This window comes from Streptomyces sp. NPDC015220, from assembly GCF_043079345.1.
GTDB lineage: Bacteria > Actinomycetota > Actinomycetes > Streptomycetales > Streptomycetaceae > Streptomyces.
In genome coordinates, this window is the sequence record NZ_JBIBUK010000003.1 from 478,231 (window position 1) to 499,550 (window position 21,320).

General features: G+C 72.5%; 18 protein-coding genes. 9 read left to right on the forward strand and 9 right to left on the reverse strand.

All coding sequences use genetic code 11. The annotated features are described in order from the left end of the window. Nucleotides 1-14: 14 nt before the first annotated feature. Entirely contained in the window at nt 15-1,307 is a 1,293-nt protein-coding gene (locus tag ACF061_RS11255) for an ion channel protein (protein WP_392266565.1), read from the reverse strand. Nucleotides 1,308-1,453: 146 nt separating this feature from the next. On the opposite strand from ACF061_RS11255, the gene ACF061_RS11260 reads away from it, so the two are divergent. Continuing rightward, entirely contained in the window at nt 1,454-2,215 is a 762-nt protein-coding gene (locus ACF061_RS11260) for a MerR family transcriptional regulator (RefSeq protein WP_392266566.1), read from the forward strand. Nucleotides 2,216-2,537: 322 nt separating this feature from the next. After that, nucleotides 2,538-3,635, forward strand: coding sequence for a DedA family protein (locus ACF061_RS11265; RefSeq protein ID WP_392266567.1), 1,098 nt, complete (start codon nt 2,538-2,540; stop codon nt 3,633-3,635). Nucleotides 3,636-3,653: 18 nt separating this feature from the next. On the opposite strand, the gene ACF061_RS11270 is transcribed toward ACF061_RS11265, so the two are convergent. After that, nucleotides 3,654-5,411: a threonine/serine exporter family protein gene (locus ACF061_RS11270; RefSeq protein ID WP_392266568.1), complete on the reverse strand. Its 1,758-nt coding sequence runs from the start codon at nt 5,409-5,411 to the stop codon at nt 3,654-3,656. A 120-nt stretch (nt 5,412-5,531) separates the two neighbouring features. Then, nucleotides 5,532-6,023, reverse strand: coding sequence for an inorganic diphosphatase (locus ACF061_RS11275; RefSeq protein WP_009189868.1), 492 nt, complete (start codon nt 6,021-6,023; stop codon nt 5,532-5,534). 79 nt (nt 6,024-6,102) lie between these two features. Between ACF061_RS11275 and dacB the strand changes: the two genes are divergently transcribed. The 6 genes from dacB (at nt 6,103) to folE (ending at nt 14,269) form a co-directional block, all read left to right on the forward strand. Next, nucleotides 6,103-7,740 carry a D-alanyl-D-alanine carboxypeptidase/D-alanyl-D-alanine-endopeptidase gene (gene dacB / locus ACF061_RS11280; RefSeq protein ID WP_392266569.1) on the forward strand — a complete coding sequence of 546 codons (1,638 nt, stop codon included), beginning with the start codon at nt 6,103-6,105 and terminating at the stop codon, nt 7,738-7,740. A gap of 395 nt (nt 7,741-8,135) precedes the next feature. Further along, a complete protein-coding gene (locus ACF061_RS11285) occupies nt 8,136-9,266 on the forward strand; it encodes a zinc-dependent metalloprotease (RefSeq protein ID WP_392266570.1) in 1,131 nt (376 codons plus the stop codon). Between the two features lie 197 nt (nt 9,267-9,463). Beyond that, nucleotides 9,464-10,663: a tRNA lysidine(34) synthetase TilS gene (gene tilS, locus ACF061_RS11290; protein ID WP_392266571.1), complete on the forward strand. Its 1,200-nt coding sequence runs from the start codon at nt 9,464-9,466 to the stop codon at nt 10,661-10,663. A gap of 110 nt (nt 10,664-10,773) precedes the next feature. After that, nucleotides 10,774-11,334, forward strand: a complete 561-nt coding sequence (hpt, locus tag ACF061_RS11295; RefSeq protein ID WP_392266572.1) for a hypoxanthine phosphoribosyltransferase — start codon at nt 10,774-10,776, stop codon at nt 11,332-11,334. Nucleotides 11,335-11,518: 184 nt separating this feature from the next. Further along, nucleotides 11,519-13,558, forward strand: a complete 2,040-nt coding sequence (gene ftsH, locus ACF061_RS11300; protein WP_392266573.1) for an ATP-dependent zinc metalloprotease FtsH — start codon at nt 11,519-11,521, stop codon at nt 13,556-13,558. A gap of 105 nt (nt 13,559-13,663) precedes the next feature. Beyond that, a complete protein-coding gene (gene folE / locus ACF061_RS11305) occupies nt 13,664-14,269 on the forward strand; it encodes a GTP cyclohydrolase I FolE (RefSeq protein ID WP_392266574.1) in 606 nt (201 codons plus the stop codon). Nucleotides 14,270-14,283: 14 nt separating this feature from the next. On the opposite strand, the gene ACF061_RS11310 is transcribed toward folE, so the two are convergent. The 6 genes from ACF061_RS11310 to ACF061_RS11335 form a co-directional block, all read right to left on the reverse strand. Next, nucleotides 14,284-14,772, reverse strand: coding sequence for a DUF3180 domain-containing protein (locus ACF061_RS11310; protein WP_392266575.1), 489 nt, complete (start codon nt 14,770-14,772; stop codon nt 14,284-14,286). Between the two features lie 227 nt (nt 14,773-14,999). After that, on the reverse strand, nt 15,000-15,611 hold the full coding sequence (folK, locus tag ACF061_RS11315; protein WP_392266576.1) for a 2-amino-4-hydroxy-6-hydroxymethyldihydropteridine diphosphokinase: 612 nt from the start codon (nt 15,609-15,611) through the stop codon (nt 15,000-15,002). Then, on the reverse strand, nt 15,608-15,967 hold the full coding sequence (gene folB, locus ACF061_RS11320) for a dihydroneopterin aldolase (RefSeq protein WP_392266577.1): 360 nt from the start codon (nt 15,965-15,967) through the stop codon (nt 15,608-15,610). The genes folK and folB overlap by 4 nt, the downstream gene beginning before the upstream one ends. Before the next feature lie 258 nt (nt 15,968-16,225). After that, nucleotides 16,226-16,729, reverse strand: coding sequence for a nuclear transport factor 2 family protein (locus tag ACF061_RS11325; protein WP_392266578.1), 504 nt, complete (start codon nt 16,727-16,729; stop codon nt 16,226-16,228). Continuing rightward, a complete protein-coding gene (gene folP, locus ACF061_RS11330; protein WP_392266579.1) occupies nt 16,726-17,682 on the reverse strand; it encodes a dihydropteroate synthase in 957 nt (318 codons plus the stop codon). The genes ACF061_RS11325 and folP overlap by 4 nt, the downstream gene beginning before the upstream one ends. Nucleotides 17,683-17,983: 301 nt before the next feature. Further along, nucleotides 17,984-19,795, reverse strand: coding sequence for a phosphatidylglycerol lysyltransferase domain-containing protein (locus ACF061_RS11335; protein ID WP_392266580.1), 1,812 nt, complete (start codon nt 19,793-19,795; stop codon nt 17,984-17,986). Between the two features lie 228 nt (nt 19,796-20,023). Here ACF061_RS11335 and ACF061_RS11340 point away from each other — a divergent pair, with 228 nt between their 5' ends. Beyond that, nucleotides 20,024-21,151 (forward strand): alpha/beta hydrolase, encoded by a 1,128-nt coding sequence (locus ACF061_RS11340; RefSeq protein WP_392266581.1) that lies wholly within the window; start codon nt 20,024-20,026, stop codon nt 21,149-21,151. Nucleotides 21,152-21,320 lie beyond the last annotated feature (169 nt).

A 21,320-nucleotide genomic window follows, 5' to 3' on the forward strand; every position in this document is an offset into this window, starting at 1 on the left:
GCAGGCGGTGACGGTCAGCGGGTCGCCGTCCCGTCGGCCTTCAGCTGCATCTGCGGCCGGCCGGTCACCAGCAGCCAGGCCGGCAGCGAGGCGATGCAGAGCAGGGACAGGGCCGTCGGCGAGGAGACGAGGACGGCGGCCGTGAACAGGCTCACCCAGCCCTGCCGGGTGATCGCCAGGAGCATGCCGAGGACGGCCGCCGACACGCCCACCGCGAGCGGCACGGCGGGGACCAGGGCGTGGGCGGTGAGCCCGAGCGCGGCGCCGATGAAGACGGACGGGAAGACGCGGCCGCCGCGGAAGCCGCAGGACGCCGCGACGAGCAGCGCGGCCAGCTTGACCACGGCCATCGTGGCGAACTGTCCGGCCGTCCAGCCCCCGGGGTCCCGGGTCAGCTCGGCCACCTCCGACAATCCCTTGAACAGCGTCAGATGGCCGCCCAGCACCCCCAGCGCGCCCAGTACCAGTCCGCCGACCGGGAGCGCGGCCATCGGGTGCCCCAGCCGGGCGAAGACGCCGTGGACGCGGGGGAAGGCGTACACGGCGGCGAGGCCGAGCAGGGCACCCGCGCAGGAGAGCACCACGGCGGCGATCAGGTCCTCCCAGCGCGGATGGCCGAAGGGCGGCAGGCCCAGGTCGAAAGTGGGCCGGGCCACCAGGTTCGTGGTCATGGCCCCCGCGGCCCCGGCGGCCAGCGGCGCGAAGAGGTTGTCCCACAGCGCTCCCTTCATCGGCCGCCCGGCCAGCGACTCGGAGACGACCAGTGCGGCGGCGACCGAGGTGCCGAAGAGCGCGCCGATCGTGCCCGCCTCCGCCAGCACCGGCCACAGCGCGCCCGACAGCCGGGGCAGCAGCCTGCGGCCCAGCCAGAACGCCAGCGCCACGTTCACCGCGATGATCGGGTTCTCGGGGCCCAGGCTCGGGCCGCCGGCCAGCATCAGCATGGTCGCCAGCACGAGGCCCGGCAGCACGACGGGCGCCGTCGGGGCGGCGGACAGCCCGAGCACGGCCGGGTCGGGCCCCGCGTGCCCCGGCGCCTTCCACACCACGAGTCCCACCAGGACACCGGTCGCGGTGAGCATGACCAGCATCCACACCGCGGAGTACCGGCCGACGCCGAGCGCGTCCGGCAGGTCGCCCCACAGCACCCCCTGAAGTCGCTCGGCCAGCCCGCTCACCAGCAGGTAGAGCAGACTGGAGCCGACGCCCACGGCCAGTGCGGGCAGGATCAGCGGCAGCAGCGTCCGGGCCGGGGCCGACGGCACGGCGGGGGCGACGGGCGCCGACTGCTCGGTGTCCTGGGGCACCAGCTCACGATAAGCGGACGAACCGTGGTGAATGGTGCGCAACGCCTCCTGAAGCGGCAGCGGAACACCGGACGGGGAACGGACTTGCACCTCACGCCACGTGAGGGCGGACCGTGGTGGGCGTACCGACCGAGAAGGGAGCGGAAGTGAGCCATTCCGTCGGACAGGTGGCCGGATTCGCCGGGGTGACGGTGCGCGCCCTGCACCACTACGACGACATCGGCCTGCTCGTCCCCGGCGAGCGCAGCCGCGCGGGCCACCGGCGCTACAGCGACGCCGACCTCGACCGGCTGCAGCGGATCCTGTTCTACCGGGAGCTCGGCTTCCCGCTCGAGGAGGTCGCGGCGCTGCTCGACGACCCGGACGCGGACCCGCGCGCGCACCTGCGCCGCCGGCACGAGGTGCTGACCGCCCGGATCGAGAAGCTGCAGAGGATGGCCGCGGCCGTGGAGCACGCCATGGAGGCACGCAGGATGGGCATCGATCTCACACCCGAGGAACGGTTCGAGGTCTTCGGCGACAAGGACCCCGAGCAGTACGCCGACGAGGCCGAGCAGCGCTGGGGAGGCACCGAGGCGTACGCCGAGTCGCAGCGCCGGGCCGCCCGCTACGGGAAGGAGGACTGGAAGCGCATCCAGGCCGAGGTCGACGACTGGAGCGGGCGCTACGCCGCGCTGGTGGCGGCCGGCGGGCCGCCGGCCGCCGAGGCGGCCATGGACCTGGCGGAGGAGCACCGCCGGCACATCGGCACATGGTTCTTCGAATGTCCGTATGAGATGCACCGGTGCCTCGGGGAGATGTACGTCGCCGACGAGCGCTTCAAGGCGTTCTACGACTCCGTCCGGCCGGGGCTCGCCGAGCACCTGAAGGAGGCGATCCTCGCCAACGCCGCCCGTCACGAGGGTTGACGGCGCCCCCGCCGGTGTCCGGGACGGTGCGGCGCCCTCACCGGCGCACGCGGCGCGGCGGCGGCCGGCGGCCGCCGGGCCGGCGCTCGCCGCCGCCTCCGGTCTCCGGGGACCGCCGGGCGCCCCGCACCGGTCCCGGCGGCCCGCCCGCCGCCTCGGTGCTCGACGCCCGCGGCTCACAGCCCGGACCCGGCGGGCCCACAGCGCGCTCCGCGGGAGCCCGTGGAACCTGGGCCGTACACCATCCGTTGATACGTTGTGCGGCAGTACCACGGGGGCGAACCGCCGCCGTCCTTCCTCACCCCCTCAGGAGCCCGGTACCGTGACGACGCTTGCCCTCGGCCCGAGCTGGCTGGATCCGAACTACCTCCTCGACACCTTCGGCATCTGGGGCCTGCTCCTCGTCGTCTTCGCCGAGTCCGGTCTGCTGATCGGTTTCTTCCTGCCGGGCGACTCCCTGCTGTTCACCTGCGGTCTGCTGATCACCTCGCACCAGATGGACTTCCCGCTCTGGGCGGCGATCGCCCTGATCTGCCTCGCCGCCGTCCTCGGCGACCAGGCGGGGTACATGTTCGGCAGGAAGGTCGGCCCGTCCCTCTTCAATCGCCCGAACTCCCGCCTGTTCAAGCAGGAGAACGTCACCAAGGCGCACGAGTTCTTCGAGAAGTACGGCCCGAAGTCCCTGGTCCTGGCCCGCTTCGTGCCGGTCGTGCGCACGTTCACGCCGATCATCGCGGGTGTCAGCGGCATGCGGTACCGCTCGTTCCTGACCTTCAACGTCATCGGCGGCGTCCTGTGGGGCGCGGGCGTGACCCTGCTCGGCTCCTGGCTCGGCAAGATCGCCTTCGTCAAGGAGAACATCGAGGCGATCCTCATCCTGATCGTCCTGGTCTCGGTGGTGCCGATCGCCATCGAGTTCCTGCGCGCCCGCTCCAAGGCCAGGAAGAACCCCGAGCCCGCCGCCCCGGCCGGCGAGCAGTACCCGCGCCAGCCGCAGCAGCAGCAGCCGTACCAGCCCGCGTTCCAGCAGCCGGCGGGCCGGCAGCCGGTCATGGACGACTCGACGACCCGCCTGCGCCGCATCGAGCCGACGCACCGGGAACAGCCGCAGCAGCCGTACGGCGGTCGGAACGCGCCCCAGGGCGGACAGCACGGCTACGGCGGGCCCCAGCGGCAGGACGGGGACCACCAGTACCAGGGCGAGCAGTACCCGCGGCAGCAGTACTCCCAGCAGCCGCAGCCGCAGCCGCAGCCGCAGCCGCAGCACCAGCCGCAGCCGCCGTACCAGCAGCCCCAGCCGTACCAGCAGCAGCCCCAGCCGCACCAGTACCCGCAGCAGCCCTACGGCGACCAGCAGGGCGAGTACGACCCGAACCAGCAGCCGTATCCGGGCGACGGGGGCCGGTACCGCGCCCCCTGAGTCCGGGGGCGCTCCCCGTCAGAAACCCCTCGTCCGCTTGGCCGCCCGGCGCTTCCCGGCGGAGCCGATCCGCAGGAAGAGCCGGGAGATCTCCGACCCCAGGTTCACCCCGATCGCGATGGCCATGGCGAGCGACACCGCCTTGGCCAGTGACACGAGGCCCTTGTCGACGTGGTTCTGCGCGATCGCCAGCAGGCCGAAGTAGGTCGCCGAACCCGGCAGCAGCGGCCCGATCGCGGCGGTCGTGTACGGCAGCGCGGAGACGAACCGGTAGCGGGACAGGAGCTGCCCGAACAGACCCACCAGTCCCGCCGCGACCGCCGTGGACGCCACCGGCGAGATGTCGCCGACGTTGTGCATCGCGCCGTACACCACCCAGGCGACCCCGCCGTTGAGCGTCACCCACAGCACGGTGGACCGTTCCTGCTGGAGCAGCACGGCGAAGGTCAGCGACAGCAGCATCGAGGCGACGATCTGGAGCACCGGCTGTGCGTTGCCGCCCAGGGCCACGTCGGGGTTGAGCTGGGCGCCCAGTTTCACGCCGAAGTACAGCACCAGCAGCACCCCGGTGACGATGCCGACGAAGAAGTACATGACCTCCAGCAGGCGCGCCGAGGCGGTGATGTAGAAGCCGGTCAGGCCGTCCTGGACACCGGCCACCAGTGCCCGTCCGGGCAGCAGCGCGAACAGCCCACCGGTGATCACCGCGGACGCCTTCACGTCGACGTGGGCCACCGTGAGCGCGACGCCGATCGCGGCCGGCGGCATCGCGGCGACCGTGAACTGGTAGAACTCCGGCAGCCCGCGGCCCGCGCACAGCCAGGCCAGCCGGTCGCCGAGCATCGCGCCGACCGCCGCCGCCACGAACACGATCAGATCGCCGCCGACGAGCACGGAGGCCGCGCCCGCGAGCAGCCCGGCGGCGCCGGTCAGCGCCCAGCCCGGGTAGGGGTGCCGGTTGCGGCGGATCTCCGCCAGCCGCCGGTACGCCTCCTCCAGGGAGACGTGGGCCTCCGGGTCGCTCAGGTCGTCGACGAGCCGGTAGACGGCCGCCAGCCGGGTGTAGTCGGTGCCGCGGCGGCGCACCACCCGGGAGGCCGACACGGGGTCGTCCACCAGGGACGGCTGGTAGGAGATGGACAGCAGGGTGAAGGTGACGTTCGGCTCGCAGCGGTCCAGGCCGTAGGAGCGGCACACCGCGAACATCGCCGTCTCCACGTCCTCCGCGCCCTCGCCGCCGGCGAGCAGCAGCTCACCGATGCGCAGGGTCAGATCGAGCACGCGCGGGACGGCCGGGCCGCCCTCCTCCGCCTTGTGCACCTGCTCCAGCGCCGGCCGCTCGGTGACCGGCATGCGCAGCATCGTGCGCATGCGGTCCTGCCAGGGCACGTCCTTGGTCAGGCTGACCGCCGGGACGCCGCTCGGCGGCGTGAAGGCGGCCGGCGCCTGCCGGGCGTTGTAGGTGCTGGGCGTGCTGAACGCCGAGCCCTCGGGCTCGGCGGCCGGCGGCTCGAGGACCTCCAGGCCGTCCGGGAGGGCGAACTCGGAGGTCGTCTCGGACTCGCCGCCGGCCCTGGGCACGGCCAGCCCCCGCGGGACGGCGAACTCGGACGTCGTGGACGACTCGTTGTCGACCGCCGGGGTCGCCTGCGCGACCGGGGCCGCCTTCGGCACCGGGATCACCTGCGTCGCCTGCGTCACCGAGGACCCCGTAGGAGGCTTGAACGCGCTCCTCGCCTCGTCCGACTGCGGCTTGCGGTCCTCCGCATCCGTCACTGGGCAATGCTCCCTGAACGACACCTTCCGTATGCCTCAGTATGCGCGGGAACGCCCCCCGGCATGCCAAAGGGCCGCGTCACCCCCGTGGGGTGCACGCGGCCCGCGGGCGTCGAACGGTCAGTGACCGCCCTGCTCCTGGAAGCGCTTGCGGGAACGCTCGATCTCCGCCTCGGCGTCGGAGCGGCCGACCCAGTTGGCGCCCTCGACGGACTTGCCGGGCTCCAGGTCCTTGTAGACCTCGAAGAAGTGCTGGATCTCCAGCCGGTCGAACTCCGAGACGTGGTGGATGTCCCGCAGGTGCTCCACGCGCGGGTCGGACGCGGGCACGCACAGCAGCTTGTCGTCGCCGCCGGCCTCGTCCGTCATCCGGAACATGCCGATGGCGCGGCACTTGATGAGGCAACCCGGGAAGGTCGGCTCATCCAGGATGACCAGCGCGTCCAGCGGGTCGCCGTCCTCGCCGAGGGTGTCCTCGACGAAGCCGTAGTCGGCCGGGTAGCTGGTCGAAGTGAAGAGTCGACGGTCAAGGCGGATACGACCGGTCTCGTGGTCCACCTCGTACTTGTTCCGCGAACCCTTCGGGATCTCGATCGTGACGTCGAACTCCACCGGTGGCTCCTCCATGATCAGCACATAGTTCTGGTGATTAAGTGTCCCTCACGCAGGTGTGTGATCGCGAAAGGGGCTGGTGGTCGTGCCGGAGCTGAGGGGCTGGCGGACCGCGGGACCGCGGCTGGCACGCCTGGCGCGGGCCGCGCGACCACGTCTGACCTCGGCCGCACGGTCCGTACGGCCGCGTCTCGCACGGGCCGCGCGGTCCGTGCGGCCGTGGAAAGCACGGCTCACGGGACGCACCGGACCGCGATCGGCACGGCCGAGGACCTGGCGGTACACCGCCGGCGCCGCCACCGCCGGACTGGCGCTGGCCGCCGGTGTGGTGACCGCCGCCGGTCCCTGGGACTCCACCGGTCAGCGTACGGCCGAGCGGTACCGGGCCGCCGCCCTGGAGCACGCGGGTGGCGCAGATCACGGTCGCGGTTCCGATACGTCCGACACGTCCGACGCCTCCGTCGGCGGACCGGCGCCCGCGCCCAGCGCCGCCGCGGTCCTGATGGGCCTCGACGGAACCGCCGCCCCCGTGCGGCCGGCCGCCGGCGCGGCGGCCCTGAGCGACGTCCTCGACCCGCTGCTGGCCGACACCGCCCTCGGCACCGGCCACTCGGCCGTGGTCGTCGACGTGGCTTCCGGCAGCCGGCTGTACGGCCGTGACGCCGACCGGGCGTTCACCCCCGCCTCCACCACCAAGATCGCCACCGCCACCGCCGCGCTGTCCGCCCTCGGCCCCGACCACCGCTTCACCACCCGCGCCGCACTGGAACCCGACACCGGGGAACTCGTCCTGGTCGGCGGCGGCGACCCCACGCTCACCGCGCGCGAGGACGACCGGGGATGGGCGAGTCTGCGCACCCTGGCCGACTACACGGCGGCGGCCCTGGCCGAGCGCGGGCTGAGCGAGGTGACGCTGTCGTACGACACCACCCTGTACGCCGGCTCCGGCCTGCACCCCATCGGCGTCAACGACAACCTGGCCCGGGTCACCGCCCTGACGGCCGACGAGGCCCGCACCGACGGCTCGACCAGCGGCCCGGCCCCCCGGGTGGGCGACCCGGCGGCCGACGCCGCCCGCGCCTTCGGCCGCTTCCTGGCCGGCTACGGCATCAAGGTCTCCGACCCCGGCCCGTCCAAGGCCACCGGCCGCGCGCAGACCCTCGCGACGGTGTCCTCGCCCCCGCTGTCCGACGTGGTCGAGCGCATGCTGACCAACAGCGACAACGACATCGCCGAGGCACTGGCCCGCCAGACCGCCGCCGCGACGGGCGAACGCCCCGACTTCGCCGGCGGCGCCCGGGCGATCGCCGCGCGGCTGAAGCTGCTCGGCCTGCCGCTGACCGGCGCGGCGTTCCACGACGGCAGCGGCCTGGACCGTGCCGACCGGCTCACCGCGGACCTGCTGACCGCACTGCTGCGCGCCGCCGCCGACCCCGCCCGCCCCGAACTCCGCCCGGTCCTCACCGGACTGCCGGTGGCCGGCTTCACCGGCACCCTCGCCGACCGCTACACCTCGGACGGCGCGGCCGGGATCGTACGCGCCAAGACGGGCACGCTCACCGGCGTGAACACGCTGGCCGGCACGGCCGTCGACCGCGACGGACGCCTGCTGGCCTTCGCCTTCCTGACCGAGGGCACGACGGACCCGCAGGCCGCCCAGTCCGCCCTGGACAGGACGGCGACCGCGCTGGCGGCCTGCGGCTGCGACCACCGCTGACCACCGCCACCGGCCCCCGCGGACCCACCGGGGCGCGGGGCGCCGTGACCGGTCGCCCGTCGTGACGTCGTGAGCCGGCCGCCGTGCGGGGCTCCACCGAGCGTCGCCCCCGGCGGGCCGGCCACCGGCGTCCCGGCGTCCCGAGAGCGCCCGCCGCCGAGGGGCGCGGCCGGCCACCGCCGGGAGCCGCACTCCACCCGCCGCCGCCCGGGCCCGGCAGGCGTGGTCCGGGACCCGGACGGCCGCCCGTCCGGCGCCCGGCCCGCCGTCCGGCGCCCGGCCCGCCCGCCCGCGTGCGCGCCCGGCACGGCGACGGGCCGCGGCGGCGGACGAAGGACGCCCACGCCCGCCGCCACGGCCTGCCCCAAGCGGCGGCGCTCACGTACCGTTGACGCATGACGAGCATCGGTGGTGCGGCAAGTCCCGGGATGGTCGACTGGAATCTCGCGGTGGCGACCGCGACCCGCCTGGTCAGGCCGGGACCCGAGGTGAGCCGCGACGAGGCCCGGGCGGTCGTCGCGGAACTGCGCCGGCACGCCGAGGTCTCGGAGGAACACGTCCGTGCCTTCACCCGTCTGGGTACGCAGGAGACCCACGACACGCCCGTCCTCGTGGTCGACCGCCCCGGCTGGGTCCGGGCCAACGTCGCCGGCTTCCGCGAGCTGCTGAAACCCCTGTTGGACAAGATGCAGCAGCGGCGCGGCGGCAGCCCCGGCAACGCGGTGCTCGGCGCCGTCGGCGGCAAGGTCACCGGCGTCGAACTCGGCGTGCTGCTGTCCTTCCTGGCCTCCCGGGTGCTCGGCCAGTACGAGACCTTCGCCCCGGCCACCCGCGAGCTGCCCGCAGGCGGGAACGGGGGCGGGCGGCTGCTGCTCGTCGCCCCGAACATCGTCCACGTGGAGCGCGAACTCGACGTCCAGCCCCACGACTTCCGGCTGTGGGTGTGCCTGCACGAGGAGACGCACCGCACCCAGTTCACCGCGGTGCCCTGGCTGCGCGACCACCTCGAGGGCGAAATCCAGTCCTTCCTCTCGGAGACCGACGTCGACCCCATGGCGTTCCTGGAGCGCATCCGGGACGCCGCCCAGTCGCTCGTGGGCGGGCGTCCCGAGGGCGAGGAGGACGACGGCGGCCGGTCCCTCGTCGAGCTGGTGCAGACCCCGGCGCAGCGGGAGATCCTCGGCCGGCTCACCGCCGTCATGTCCCTGCTGGAGGGGCACGCCGACTTCGTCATGGACGGCGTCGGCCCCGACGTCGTGCCGACCGTGGCGGAGATCCGCGAGAAGTTCCAGCAGCGGCGCGCCAAGGGCGCCTCACGGCTGGACAGCGCCCTGCGCAAGCTGCTGGGCCTGGACGCCAAGCTGCGCCAGTACCGCGACGGCGAGCGGTTCGTGCGCGCGGTCGTCGAACAGGTCGGCATGGACGGCTTCAACCGGGTCTGGACCTCTCCGAACACCCTCCCCACCAAGGCGGAGATCGCCAAACCGGCGGACTGGGTCGCGCGGGTGCACCGCAGGGCCGAGTGAGGAACTCGTGTACGGACGGGGTGAACCGAATCCGGCCGACGGCAGGCGAACGCCCCTCCAATCACCCGTCCGAGGGACCGTAGGCGAGGGGTAGGCGTGCGATGCTCGGGGAACGGCCCGTTTCTGTCACCATCGACATACTCTGAGTGACCGATCTCGGGCTCACCCCCCGAAAGACTCCGTGAAGGGAACCGGACATGGGTCCCCATCCTGCGGTCGCGGCGATACGCCTGGCGGTACGCCGCGTCCTCCAAGACATCCTCGACGAGCAGACCGCGCCCGCCGTCGGGCCGCCCCGCCCCGAACCGCGGACCGCGCCCGCGGCGCAGGCGGCGTACGGCGCCCGGCCGCAGCACGCCGCGCCGGGCCCGCGGGCGGCGCAGCACCTCGGGCAGCCGCCGCTCGGCGTGCCGACCCCCGGCCGCGGCCGGTGGCCCGCCGCACGCCCCGCGCCCGGTCCGCGGGACGGCCACGGACGGGCGACGTCCCCGCTCGTCCTCGTCGCCTGCTCCGGCGGCGCCGACTCCATGGCACTCGCCTCCGCCCTCGCCTTCGAGGCCCCCCGGCTGGGCGTCCGGGCCGGTGGCGTCACCGTCGACCACGGCCTGCAGTCCGGCTCCGACCTGCGCGCCGGCGAGGTCGCCCAGCGGCTGCGCGAACTCGGTCTGGACCCGGTCGACGCCCTCGCCGTGACGGTGGGCCGCGAGGGCGGTCCGGAAGCCGCCGCCCGGGACGCCCGTTACGCCGCCCTCGACTCCGCCGCGGAACGCCTCGGCGCCGCCGCGGTCCTGCTCGGCCACACCCGCGACGACCAGGCCGAGACCGTGCTGCTCGGCCTGGCCCGCGGCTCCGGCATCCGCTCGCTGTCGGGCATGGCCGCGGTCTCGGGGGCCGGCGGCCGTTACCGGCGCCCGTTCCTGCACATCGACCGGCAGACCGCCCGCAAGGCCTGCATGGTCCAGTCCCTGCCCGTCTGGGACGACCCGCACAACGCCGACCCCGCCTACACCCGGTCCCGGCTGCGCCACGAGGGGCTGCCCGCCCTGGAGAAGGCCCTCGGCAAGGGAGTCGTCGAAGCCCTCGCCCGCACCGCCCAGCTCTCCCGTGACGACGCCGACGCCCTGGACGCCTGGGCCGGCCAGGCCGAGGCCGCCGTCCGCGACGACGCCGGCCTGCTGGAGTGCGCCAAGCTGTCCGTCCTGCCGCCCGCCGTGCGCCGCCGCGTCCTGCGCCGCGCCGCCATCGACGCGGGCGCCCCGGCCGGTTCCCTGTTCGCCCGCCACATCGAGGAAGTGGACCGGCTGATCACCGGTTGGCGCGGTCAGGGGGCCATCAACCTCCCGGGCAAAGTCGTCGCCCAGCGGCAGGGTGGCAGACTGGTGATTCGGCAAGGCTGAATCCTCCCTCCGGGGGAGGCTCCGGTCTCCCCTCCGGGGGAGGTGCCGGGCGGCCGGCCTCCCCGGTGGGGAAGGCCGCGGACAGCCGGTGGGACGACCGACCGAAAGTGATGCGGGTGGACGCGAAAGACATGGGTGCCGACCTTCAGCAGGTGCTCATCACCAAGGAAGAGATCGACGCGAAGCTGGCGGAGCTGGCGGCGAAGATCGACGCGGAGTACGCGGGCAAGGACCTGCTGATCGTCGGCGTGCTCAAGGGCGCGGTCATGGTCATGGCCGACCTGGCGCGGTCACTGTCCACCCCCGTCACCATGGACTGGATGGCCGTGTCCTCCTACGGCGCGGGCACCCAGTCCTCCGGCGTCGTGCGGATCCTCAAGGACCTCGACACCGACATCAAGGGCCGGCACGTCCTGATCGTCGAGGACATCATCGACTCCGGGCTGACCCTGTCCTGGCTGATCTCCAACCTCGGCTCCCGTGAGCCCGCCTCCCTCAAGGTGTGCACGCTGCTGCGCAAGCCGGACGCCGCGAAGGTCGCCATCGACGTGGAGTGGGTCGGCTTCGACATCCCCAACGAGTTCGTCGTCGGCTACGGCCTGGACTACGCGGAGAAGTACCGCAACCTGCCGTTCGTCGGTACGCTCGCCCCCCATGTCTACGGCGGCTGACCCCGTGGGTCACGGCCCCGTACGTTGATCGGGAACCCCGGCGGCCCCGGAGCCGTTGGAGCATGCAGACGGGAACGCCGGCTCTCCTGTGCGGCTTCGAGCCGCACCGCTGGGGTACCGTCAGAAGAACTGTCTTATCAAACTCACTATGGCAGGAGGGACGGGGCGGCACCGCTCCGTATGGATGGACGTGAAGCGATACTTCCGTGGGCCGGTCATGTGGATCGTGCTGGCCGTCCTTGCCGTGGTCGTGTTGATGCAGGTCGTCGGCTCGTCCGGCGGCTACAAGACGGTGGACACAGGCCAGGTCGTAGCGGCGATCAATGAGAACCGGGTCCAGCAGGCCAAGCTGACCACCGGCGACGAGCAGACCATCAAGGTCGAGCTCAAGGACGGCCAGAAGGTCGAAGGCAGCTCGAAGATCCAGGCGAGCTACATCGGCGACCAGGGCGTGACCATCGCCGGCACGCTGCAGACCAAGTTCCAGGACAAGCAGATCCCGAAGGGCTACACGGTCTCCCCGACGAAGCAGAACGCCTTCGTCGGAGTCCTGCTCTCCCTGCTCCCCTTCGTCCTCATCGTGGTCGTCTTCCTGTTCCTGATGAACCAGATGCAGGGCGGCGGCTCCCGGGTCATGAACTTCGGCAAGTCCAAGGCCAAGCTCATCACCAAGGACACTCCGAAGACGACCTTCGCGGACGTGGCCGGCGCGGACGAGGCCGTCGAGGAACTCCACGAGATCAAGGAGTTCCTGCAGGAGCCGGCCAAGTTCCAGGCCGTCGGCGCCAAGATTCCCAAGGGCGTGCTGCTCTACGGCCCGCCCGGCACCGGCAAGACCCTGCTCGCGCGCGCCGTCGCGGGCGAGGCCGGCGTCCCGTTCTACTCGATCTCCGGTTCCGACTTCGTCGAGATGTTCGTCGGCGTCGGCGCCTCCCGGGTCCGCGACCTGTTCGAGCAGGCCAAGGCGAACGCCCCGGCGATCGTCTTCGTCGACGAGATCGACGCGGTCGGCCGCCACCGCGGCGCCGGCCTCGGCGGCGGTCACGACGAGCGCGAGCAGACCCTGAACCAGCTGCTCGTCGAGATGGACGGCTTCGACGTCAAGGGCGGCGTGATCCTCATCGCCGCCACCAACCGCCCGGACATCCTCGACCCGGCGCTGCTGCGCCCGGGCCGCTTCGACCGGCAGATCGCGGTCGACCGCCCCGACATGCAGGGCCGGCTGGAGATCCTCAAGGTCCACCAGAAGGGCAAGCCGGTCGCGCCCGACGTCGACCTGGCCGCCGTCGCCCGCCGCACCCCCGGCTTCACCGGCGCCGATCTGTCGAACGTCCTGAACGAGGCCGCGCTCCTCACGGCCCGCAGCGACCAGAAGCTGATCGACAACAAGATGCTGGACGAGGCGATCGACCGCGTGGTCGCGGGCCCGCAGAAGCGGACCCGGATCATGTCGGACAAGGAGAAGAAGATCACCGCGTACCACGAGGGCGGCCACGCCCTGGTCGCGGCGGCCTCGCCGAACTCCGACCCGGTCCACAAGATCACGATCCTGTCCCGCGGCCGGGCCCTCGGCTACACCATGGTGCTCCCGGACGAGGACAAGTACTCCACCACGCGCAACGAGATGCTCGACCAGCTGGCGTACATGCTGGGCGGCCGCGCGGCCGAGGAGCTGGTCTTCCACGACCCGACCACGGGCGCCGCGAACGACATCGAGAAGGCCACCTCCACGGCCCGCGCGATGGTCACGCAGTACGGCATGACCGAGCGCCTGGGCGCCATCAAGTTCGGCGGCGACAACACCGAGCCGTTCCTCGGACGTGAGATGGCTCACCAGCGCGACTACTCGGAAGAGGTCGCCGCGCTGGTGGACGAGGAGGTCAAGAAGCTCATCGAGAACGCGCACAACGAGGCCTGGGAGATCCTGGTCGAGAACCGCGACGTCCTCGACAACCTCGTCCTGGCCCTCCTGGAGAAGGAGACCCTGGGCAAGGAGGAGATCGCGGAGATCTTCGCGCCGATCGTGAAGCGTCCGCCGCGGCCCGCCTGGACCGGCTCCTCCCGCCGTACCCCGTCCACCCGCCCGCCGGTGCTCTCCCCGAAGGAGCTGGCCCTCACCAACGGGGCCAACGGCGCGACGGCGGCGATCAGCACCGTGAAGTCCACTGCCACGGAGTCCGCCCCGGCGACGGAGCAGGCCCCGGAGGACCGCCCGGAGAGCTGACCGGAGCCCACCGGCCCCGGAATGGATGCCGCGCCCCACTGGTTCTAGCCTGTGGGGCGCGGCATTTCGCATGTCCGCATGAGACAGACAGGAACGAGGCATCACATGACCGACCCCGTGACGCTGGACGGCGAGGGCACCATCGGCGAGTTCGACGAGAAGCGCGCCCAGAACGCCGTGCGCGAGCTCCTCATCGCGGTCGGCGAGGACCCGGACCGTGAGGGCCTGCTGGACACGCCGGCACGGGTCGCGCGGGCGTACCGGGAGATATTCGCGGGCCTGTGGCAGAAGCCCGAGGACGTCCTGACGACGACCTTCGACCTGGGCCACGACGAGATGGTGCTGGTGAAGGACATCGAGGTGTTCTCGACCTGCGAGCACCACCTCGTCCCCTTCCGGGGGGTCGCCCACGTCGGTTACATCCCGTCCAGCAGCGGCAAGATCACGGGTCTGTCCAAGCTGGCCCGGCTCGTGGACGTGTACGCCCGCCGTCCGCAGGTGCAGGAACGGCTCACCACGCAGATCGCGGACTCCCTGATGGAGATCCTGGAGCCGCGTGGCGTCATCGTCGTCATCGAGTGCGAGCACATGTGCATGTCCATGCGGGGCATCCGCAAGCCCGGTGCGAAGACCATCACCTCGGCGGTGCGCGGTCAGCTGCGGGACGCGGCGACGCGCAACGAGGCGATGAGCCTCATCATGGCGCGCTGACGGCTCCGGGAGACTCAGGCGACGGGTTCCGCGCCGCTGCGGTCCTGGTCGTCGTCCTCGGGGAGCTTGCAGACCCGTTCCAGGAACAGGGCCGCGGCTATCACCGCGGCGCCGGCCAGGACCGAGAGGGCGGCGTAGATCGCCTGGTCGCGGCGGGCGGGGATGTCCAGCAGTTCCAGCAGGAAGACGCCCGTGCCGCCGTACATGCCGGCGACGAGGGCGGCGACCAGGGCGCTGGCCTGGCCGAAGACGACCGCGCGGGCGGCCATCAGAGGGTCGACGCCCTTGGCGCCGGGGCGGCGCTCGCGCTGGGCCTTGAGCCGGGCGCGCAGCGAGAGCGCGGTGGACAGCAGGACCGCGGCGATCAGGGCCAGGACGACGGGAGCGGCCAGGGGGACGCTGGGCAGTGTCCCCACCGAGTTCCACAGGCGGGCGCCCGCCCAGGACAGCACTCCGGCCACGACGAATACGCCGACCAGCACCCTGATGCGCAGCTCTTTCACGGTGTCCCTTCAGCTCCCCCGGACCGTGGTCGGGCGTGGGCGGCCCGGCGGACCCGGTCGCGGGTCGGGCCTGGCCGTACGTCGTCTGGTGCCGTAACAGGCGAACGTCTGCCCCGTGGCGACATCCGGCACTCCCCGCCCCCTTCGAGCGGGGGACCCCGGAGCACGCGCCGGACGCCGCTTGCTGACGGGCGGACGCTGCCTGCCGCGGCACTAGACCTTAACGACTACTCGGGCAGCCGGAGTTCCAGGTCCCGGCGCGGTTCGACGCCCGCACGGGTGACGGAGGCCAGCAGATCGGCCACCGGTCCGCGGCCCGGCAGCTGGGCGTCGGGATCCACGTCGTGCCACGGAGCGAGGACGAAGGCGCGTTCGTGGGCGCGCGGGTGGGGGAGCGTGAGCCCCGGGTCGTCGGAGACGAGGTCGGCGTAGGCGACGATGTCCACGTCGATGGTGCGCGGCCCCCAGCGCTCGTCCCGGACCCGGTTGAAGGCCTCCTCGACGGCGTGCGCGCGCTCCAGGAGGGAGGACGGCGGCAGCGTCGTCTTCAGGATCACCACCGCGTTGAAGTACGACGGCTGGGAGCCGGGCTCGACTCCCCACGGCTCGGTCTCGTAGACCGGGGAGACCGCCTTGATGCGCACGCCGGGCGTGTCCTCCAGGGCGTCGACGGCGCCCTGGAGGGTCTCCAGCCGGTTGCCGAGGTTGGAGCCGAGGGAGAGCACGGCGCGTTTCGGGTTCTGCAGGGTGGTGTCGGCGGCGTCGACCTTCTCGACGACGGAGGCGGGCACCGGCTGTACGGTCGGATCGGTCGGACCCTGGGTGAAAGGTGCGGTCATACTCGGCTCCGGGTGATGGTGACGGTCACGTCGTCGAAGGGGACCGTGATCGGGGCGTCCGGCTTGTGGACGCAGACCTCGACCTGCCGGACCCCCTCGTGCTTCAGACACACCTGGGCGATGCGCTCGGCCAGAGTCTCGATGAGGTTCACGGGCTCGCCGCCCACCACGGCGACGACCTCCTCGGCCACGATGCCGTAGTGCACGGTCTTGGCCAGGTCGTCGTCGGCCGCGGCCGGCCGGGTGTCGACGCCCAGGACGAGGTCGACGAGGAAGGTCTGCCCCTCCTCGCGCTCCTTCGGGAACACCCCGTGGTGCCCGCGGGCCTTCAGGCCGCGAAGCGCGACACGATCCACGCGAATCACTCCTGCAATCGTCGGTGACGGCCAGTGCCTGCCGCGTGCGGGCGGCACACCGGTCCTGAACGAATCTACCTGCGGGCACCGACAACGCCGGGCCGCGGGGGCGGGGCGTCGGCCGGGTCCGGGAGGGTTCACCGCGCGTTTCCCCTGGAGAACCCGGTTGCTCGCGAGGTGGCGGCAGCCCGCGCCCCCCGAACCGTGATTCCCGCCACTCGCGGCACCCGGTCGCGTTCGTGCCACGTGCCTACCCGCTCAGGCGGGGGTGTCGTCATCCTCGGCACCGCCGTTCTCGGCCAGAACGGGGGAGGCGTGGTGGGACCAGAGCTTCCAGCCGGCAGGGGTGCGCCGGAACACGTTGGTGGCGACCACGAGCTGTCCGACCAGCGGGCCGAGCTCGTCGCCGTCGCCGGGGGCGGGGCCGCCGCTGAGGATGTTCTCCGTGCAGGTCACCAGGGCCGTGTCGCCGGTGACCGAGACGTGCACGTCGGTGAGGAAGAACTGGATGTAGTCGGTGTTCGCCATGATCAGCGCGTAGGAGCGCAGCACCTCGCCGCGGCCGGTGAGCGCCGGCCATCCGGGGTGCACGCAGGAGACCACGCCGGTGTCGGCCGGATCGTGGTACTCCTCGTCGACGCCCAGGTCGGAGGGGGTGAGCCAGAGCGAGGACAGTTCCTCGAAGTCACCTCGCTCCAGTGTCTCGTAGTAGGTGGTGTTGGCGGCCTCGACCTGCTCGACGTCGATGTGGGGGGCGCTCACCGGGCTCCTTCTGGAGAGCGTGCGGGGTCCTTCGCGGTCCGGGCGCCGCCGGACGGGGCGATCGGCTCGCCGGGCCGCTCGTCCCGCCGTTCGCCGCGGGCCCGCTCCACGGCGCGGGCGACCCGTACCGCGTCCGCCGTGGCGCGCACCTCGTGCACGCGGACCGCCCAGGCGCCGGCCTGCGCCGCGAGCGCGGAGACGGCCGCCGTGGCGGCGTCGCGCTCGCGGGCGGGCGGGGGCGCGCCCTCCGGGCCGGCCAGGACCCGGCCGAGGAACCGCTTGCGGGAGGCGGCGACCAGGACGGGGTGGCCCAGGCCGAGCAGGCGGTCGAGGTGGGCCAGGAGCGCGAGGTCGTGCCCGGCGTCCTTGGAGAAGCCCAGACCGGGGTCGAGGACGACCCGGTCCGGGGCGATGCCGCCCTCCAGAACGGCCTCCACGCGCGCCCGCAGTTCGTCGACGACCTCGGTGACGACGTCGGCGTAGACGCCCTGGACGTTGCCGCCCTCCAGGAAGCCGCGCCAGTGCATGACGACGAAGGGGGCGCCCGCCTCCGCGACCGCGGGGATCATGGCCGGGTCGGCGAGGCCGCCGCTGACGTCGTTGACGAGAGCGGCGCCCGCCGCCAGCGACTGCTCGGCGACGCGGGCGCGCATGGTGTCGACGGAGATGGTGACGCCCTCCGCGGCGAGACCGCGGACGACGGGGACGACCCGTCTGAGCTCCTCGGCCTCGTCGACGCGGGCGGCGCCGGGACGGGTGGACTCGCCGCCGACGTCGACCAGGTCGGCGCCCTGGGCGACCAGGTCGAGCCCGTGCTTGACGGCGGTGGTCGTGTCGAACCAGCGGCCGCCGTCGGAGAAGGAGTCGGGGGTCACGTTCACGACCCCCATGACCGCGCAGCGGTCCCATGCCGGTAGGCCCGCCACTCGGCCGCGCCCGCTCTGGTTGCTCATACGTTCAGCGTAGGCCCAGGGTGCCGGCGTGACGCTCTTGGCCCGAGCACCCGCAGCGGCCCGAAGGGGCGGATCGTCCCGGGTCGGCCGGCGGCCCTCAGACGGGGCCGGCCGCGCGCCGGGGCGGTGTTCCCGGGTACGGGAACCGGCCTCGGGAGAACCGAGGTCCCCGCCCGGCGGGGCCCCGGTCGTGGCCGGGCTCGACGGGCGCGGCTCCCGGCCGCCGGGGCCGCGCAGAAGTCCGCCGGGGCGCCCGCTCCGGCGCGCTGTCCGCCGTGCGCCGGAGCGGATTCGTCCGGGGCTACGCCGCGCGGACGTCCCGGTCGGTCATCGCGTGCGCGCAGGGGCGCCGGGTGGCCCGGCGGCGGCGCAGGAAGCGCGGCATCGGCAGGGCGAGGTCGACGAACCCCTCCGCCTGCATGGTGGCGAAGCCGATGCGCGGGAGGTCGGACGAGGCGCGGTAGACGATGTACCGCGGCTCCCAGCGGGGCTGGAACTTGGCGTTGAATTTGTACAGCGACTCGATCTGGAACCAGCGGGAGAGGAACACCAGCAGCCCGCGCCAGGCGCGCAGCACCGGACCCGCGCCGATCTTCTCGCCTCGCGCCAGCGCGGAGCGGAACATCGCGAAGTTCAGCGAGATGCGCTGGACGCCCAGCTTGGGAGCGGCCTGCAGCGTGGCGACGATCAGCAGCTCGTTCATGCCGGGGTCGGCCGAGCGGTCGCGCCGCATCAGCTCCAGGGACGCACCGTCGGTGCCCCACGGCACGAAGTGCAGGATCGCCTTCAGGTCGCCGTACTCGCCCGGCTCGTCGTCCTGTTTGTGGGCGGTGGCTATGAGGCAGTCGCCGTCGGAGGGATCGCCGATGCGGCCGAGGGCCATGGAGAAACCGCGCTCGGTGTCCGTGCCCCGCCAGTCCTCGGCGGCCCGCCGGATGCGCTCCAGCTCGGCGTCGCCGAGGTCACGGATACGCCGCACCCGGGTTTCGTAGCCGGCCCGTTCGATGCGCTTGACCATCTGGCGGACGTTGCGCATCGCGCGTCCGGCGAGCGAGAAATCCGCGACGTCGACCACCGCCTCGTCACCGAGTTCCAGGGCGTCCAGTCCGGTCTCCCGGGTCCACACCTCACCACCGGTCTCGGAGCAGCCCACGACGGCGGGCGTCCAGGAGTGGGCCCTGGCCTCGTCCATGAAGCGCTCGATGGCGCCGGGCCAGGCCTCGACGTCGCCGATCGGGTCGCCGCTGGCGAGCATCACGCCGGAGACGACCCGGTAGGTCACCGCCGCCTTGCCGCTGGGGGAGAACACGACCGCCTTGTCGCGGCGCAGCGCGAAGTGGCCCAGGGAGTCCCGGCGGCCGTGCTTGGCCAGCAGGGCGCGCAGCCGGGACTCGTCCTCCTCGGTCAGCCGCGCGGCCGGGTGTTCGGGGCGGAAGGCCAGGTATGCGGTGGTGACCGCGGTGATCCAGCCGAGCGCGCCGAGGGAGTAGGCCACGGTCCAGGAGGTGCTGCCCTGGTAGTCGACCGGGCCCTCGAAGCCGAACAGGCCGTAGACCACGTGGGTCAGCCGGTCGGCCACGCTGGGGTCGCCGACCATGCGGTGCGGATGGATGCTCACGATGAGCATCCCGAGGGCCACCGAACCGGCGCTCATGAGCACGAAGTTGGCCAGTGCCCGCCACCGGCTGCGCGGGTCGGGCAGGGCCGCGAACTCCTTGCGGTGGACCAGGAGCGGCGCCAGCAGCGCGAGTGAGATGATGACTCCGACGACGGAGTGCCGGTAGACGAACTCCGCTGCCGCGCCCGCCGGGAGCAGCACCACGGCGGCCCGCCACGCCCGGCGCTTGCGCCGCCTCAGGCCGTGCGCGAGGAGCAGCAGCAGGACGCCCGCGCTGAGCGACAGGGCCGCCACGAACGGGCCGAAGGAGCCCGGCAGCACCTCGACCATGGCGTGCATCCGGCTGTGCCGGAAGCGCGGGAAGACGCCGGCGGCGATGTCCAGGAGGCCGACGACCGCGCAGGCCCTGCCGATCAGCGTGGGGACGGCCTCGGGGCGGGGGCCGCGGAGGATCCGTCGCACCCGACCTGATCGACTCGGAACCCCGTCCGACATTTCCCCATCTATCCTGACAGACATCGCATCCCGTAGTTCTGCGAGAGACCTTGAATCCGGTGCCGATCGGGCATCCGGCGACATTGCGCCCTCTAGGACGGTGTCTAGGGGAGAGAGGTTCACTCCCCGCCGGAAATCCGGGTCAAAGGCCAGGGAAAGCCCGGGGCAAGCTCTCGCCAAGACGGCGGGGGGACGGCCCGGGCGGGAAGTACAGGCAGGAAAGAGCCGATGGGTCTCACGAGCAAAAGAGTGCTGGTACTGGCGGTTGTGTTCGCCGTGCTGCTGTTCGTCGCCACGGTGTGGCTGTGGCCACGCCTGGCGCGCCGCAACTGGCGTGCCGTCAGCGGCCGCGTCGGCATCCTGCTGGCCACCCAGACCGCGATCTTCGCCTGCGTGGGCCTCCTCGCCAATCAGGCGTTCGGCTTCTACGCGAGCTGGGCGGACCTGTTCGGACAGGAGACCGACCAGGGTGTCGTCATAGACCACTCGGCCAACGGCGGTCCCGGCGGCCCGCTCCAGGTGGTCGGCACCCAGCAGGTGCAGGTGGCCAACGGTGCCAGGCCCCAGCTGACCGGCCAGATCCAGAAGGTCGACATCATGGGCCGTACCACGCACATCGCCTCGCCGGCGTTGATATACCTGCCGCCCGAGTACTTCCAGCCGCAGTACCGCACGCGCACCTTCCCGGCCACCGTCGTCCTCACCGGCTACCCGGGCACCACCCAGGCGCTCGTCAGCAAGCTCAACTACCCGCGGACGGCGCAGGAGCTGGCCAAGAACGGGCGGATGCAGCCGATGATCCTGGTGATGCTGCGCCCGACCGTGGCGCCGCCGCGCGACACGGAGTGCGTGGACATCCCGGGCGGGCCGCAGACCGAGTCGTTCTTCGCCAAGGACCTGCCCGACGCCGTGCTCGCCCACTACCGGGTCGGCAAGAAGCCGGGCAGCTGGGGCATCGTCGGTGATTCCACGGGCGGTTACTGCGCGCTGAAACTCGCCATGCACCACCCGGACGTGTACGCCGCCGGCGCGGGACTGTCGCCGTACTTCAAGGCGCCGATCGACCCCACGACGGGTGATCTCTTCCACGGCAAGAAGAATCTGAAGAACCGTGCCGACCTGTTGTGGAGCATCAAGCACCTGCCCGCTCCCGACACTTCCCTGCTCGTCACCAGCAGCAAGCAGGGCGAGAGCGACTACAAGTCCACCCTGAAGTTCATCGACGCGGTCAAGGCGACGAACAGGACCCGTATCGCGTCGATCATCCTGCCCAGCGGCGGCCACAACTTCAACACCTGGAAGCGCGAGATCCCGGCGACGCTCCAGTGGCTCAGCGGGCGGCTGAGCGACCGTTGAAAATGATCTTGTTCGATGAGCGGCGGGAAAAGCACCGGAACTCGGACGGAAGTCGGGCCGTGTGCCACGCCGTAACTCGGAGTGGTACGACGCCGGAACTCCTGCCGTGCGGCACCGGAACTCCGAGTGGTGAGCGGCCGGAACTCGGAGCGGCGGTGGAGGATGAACT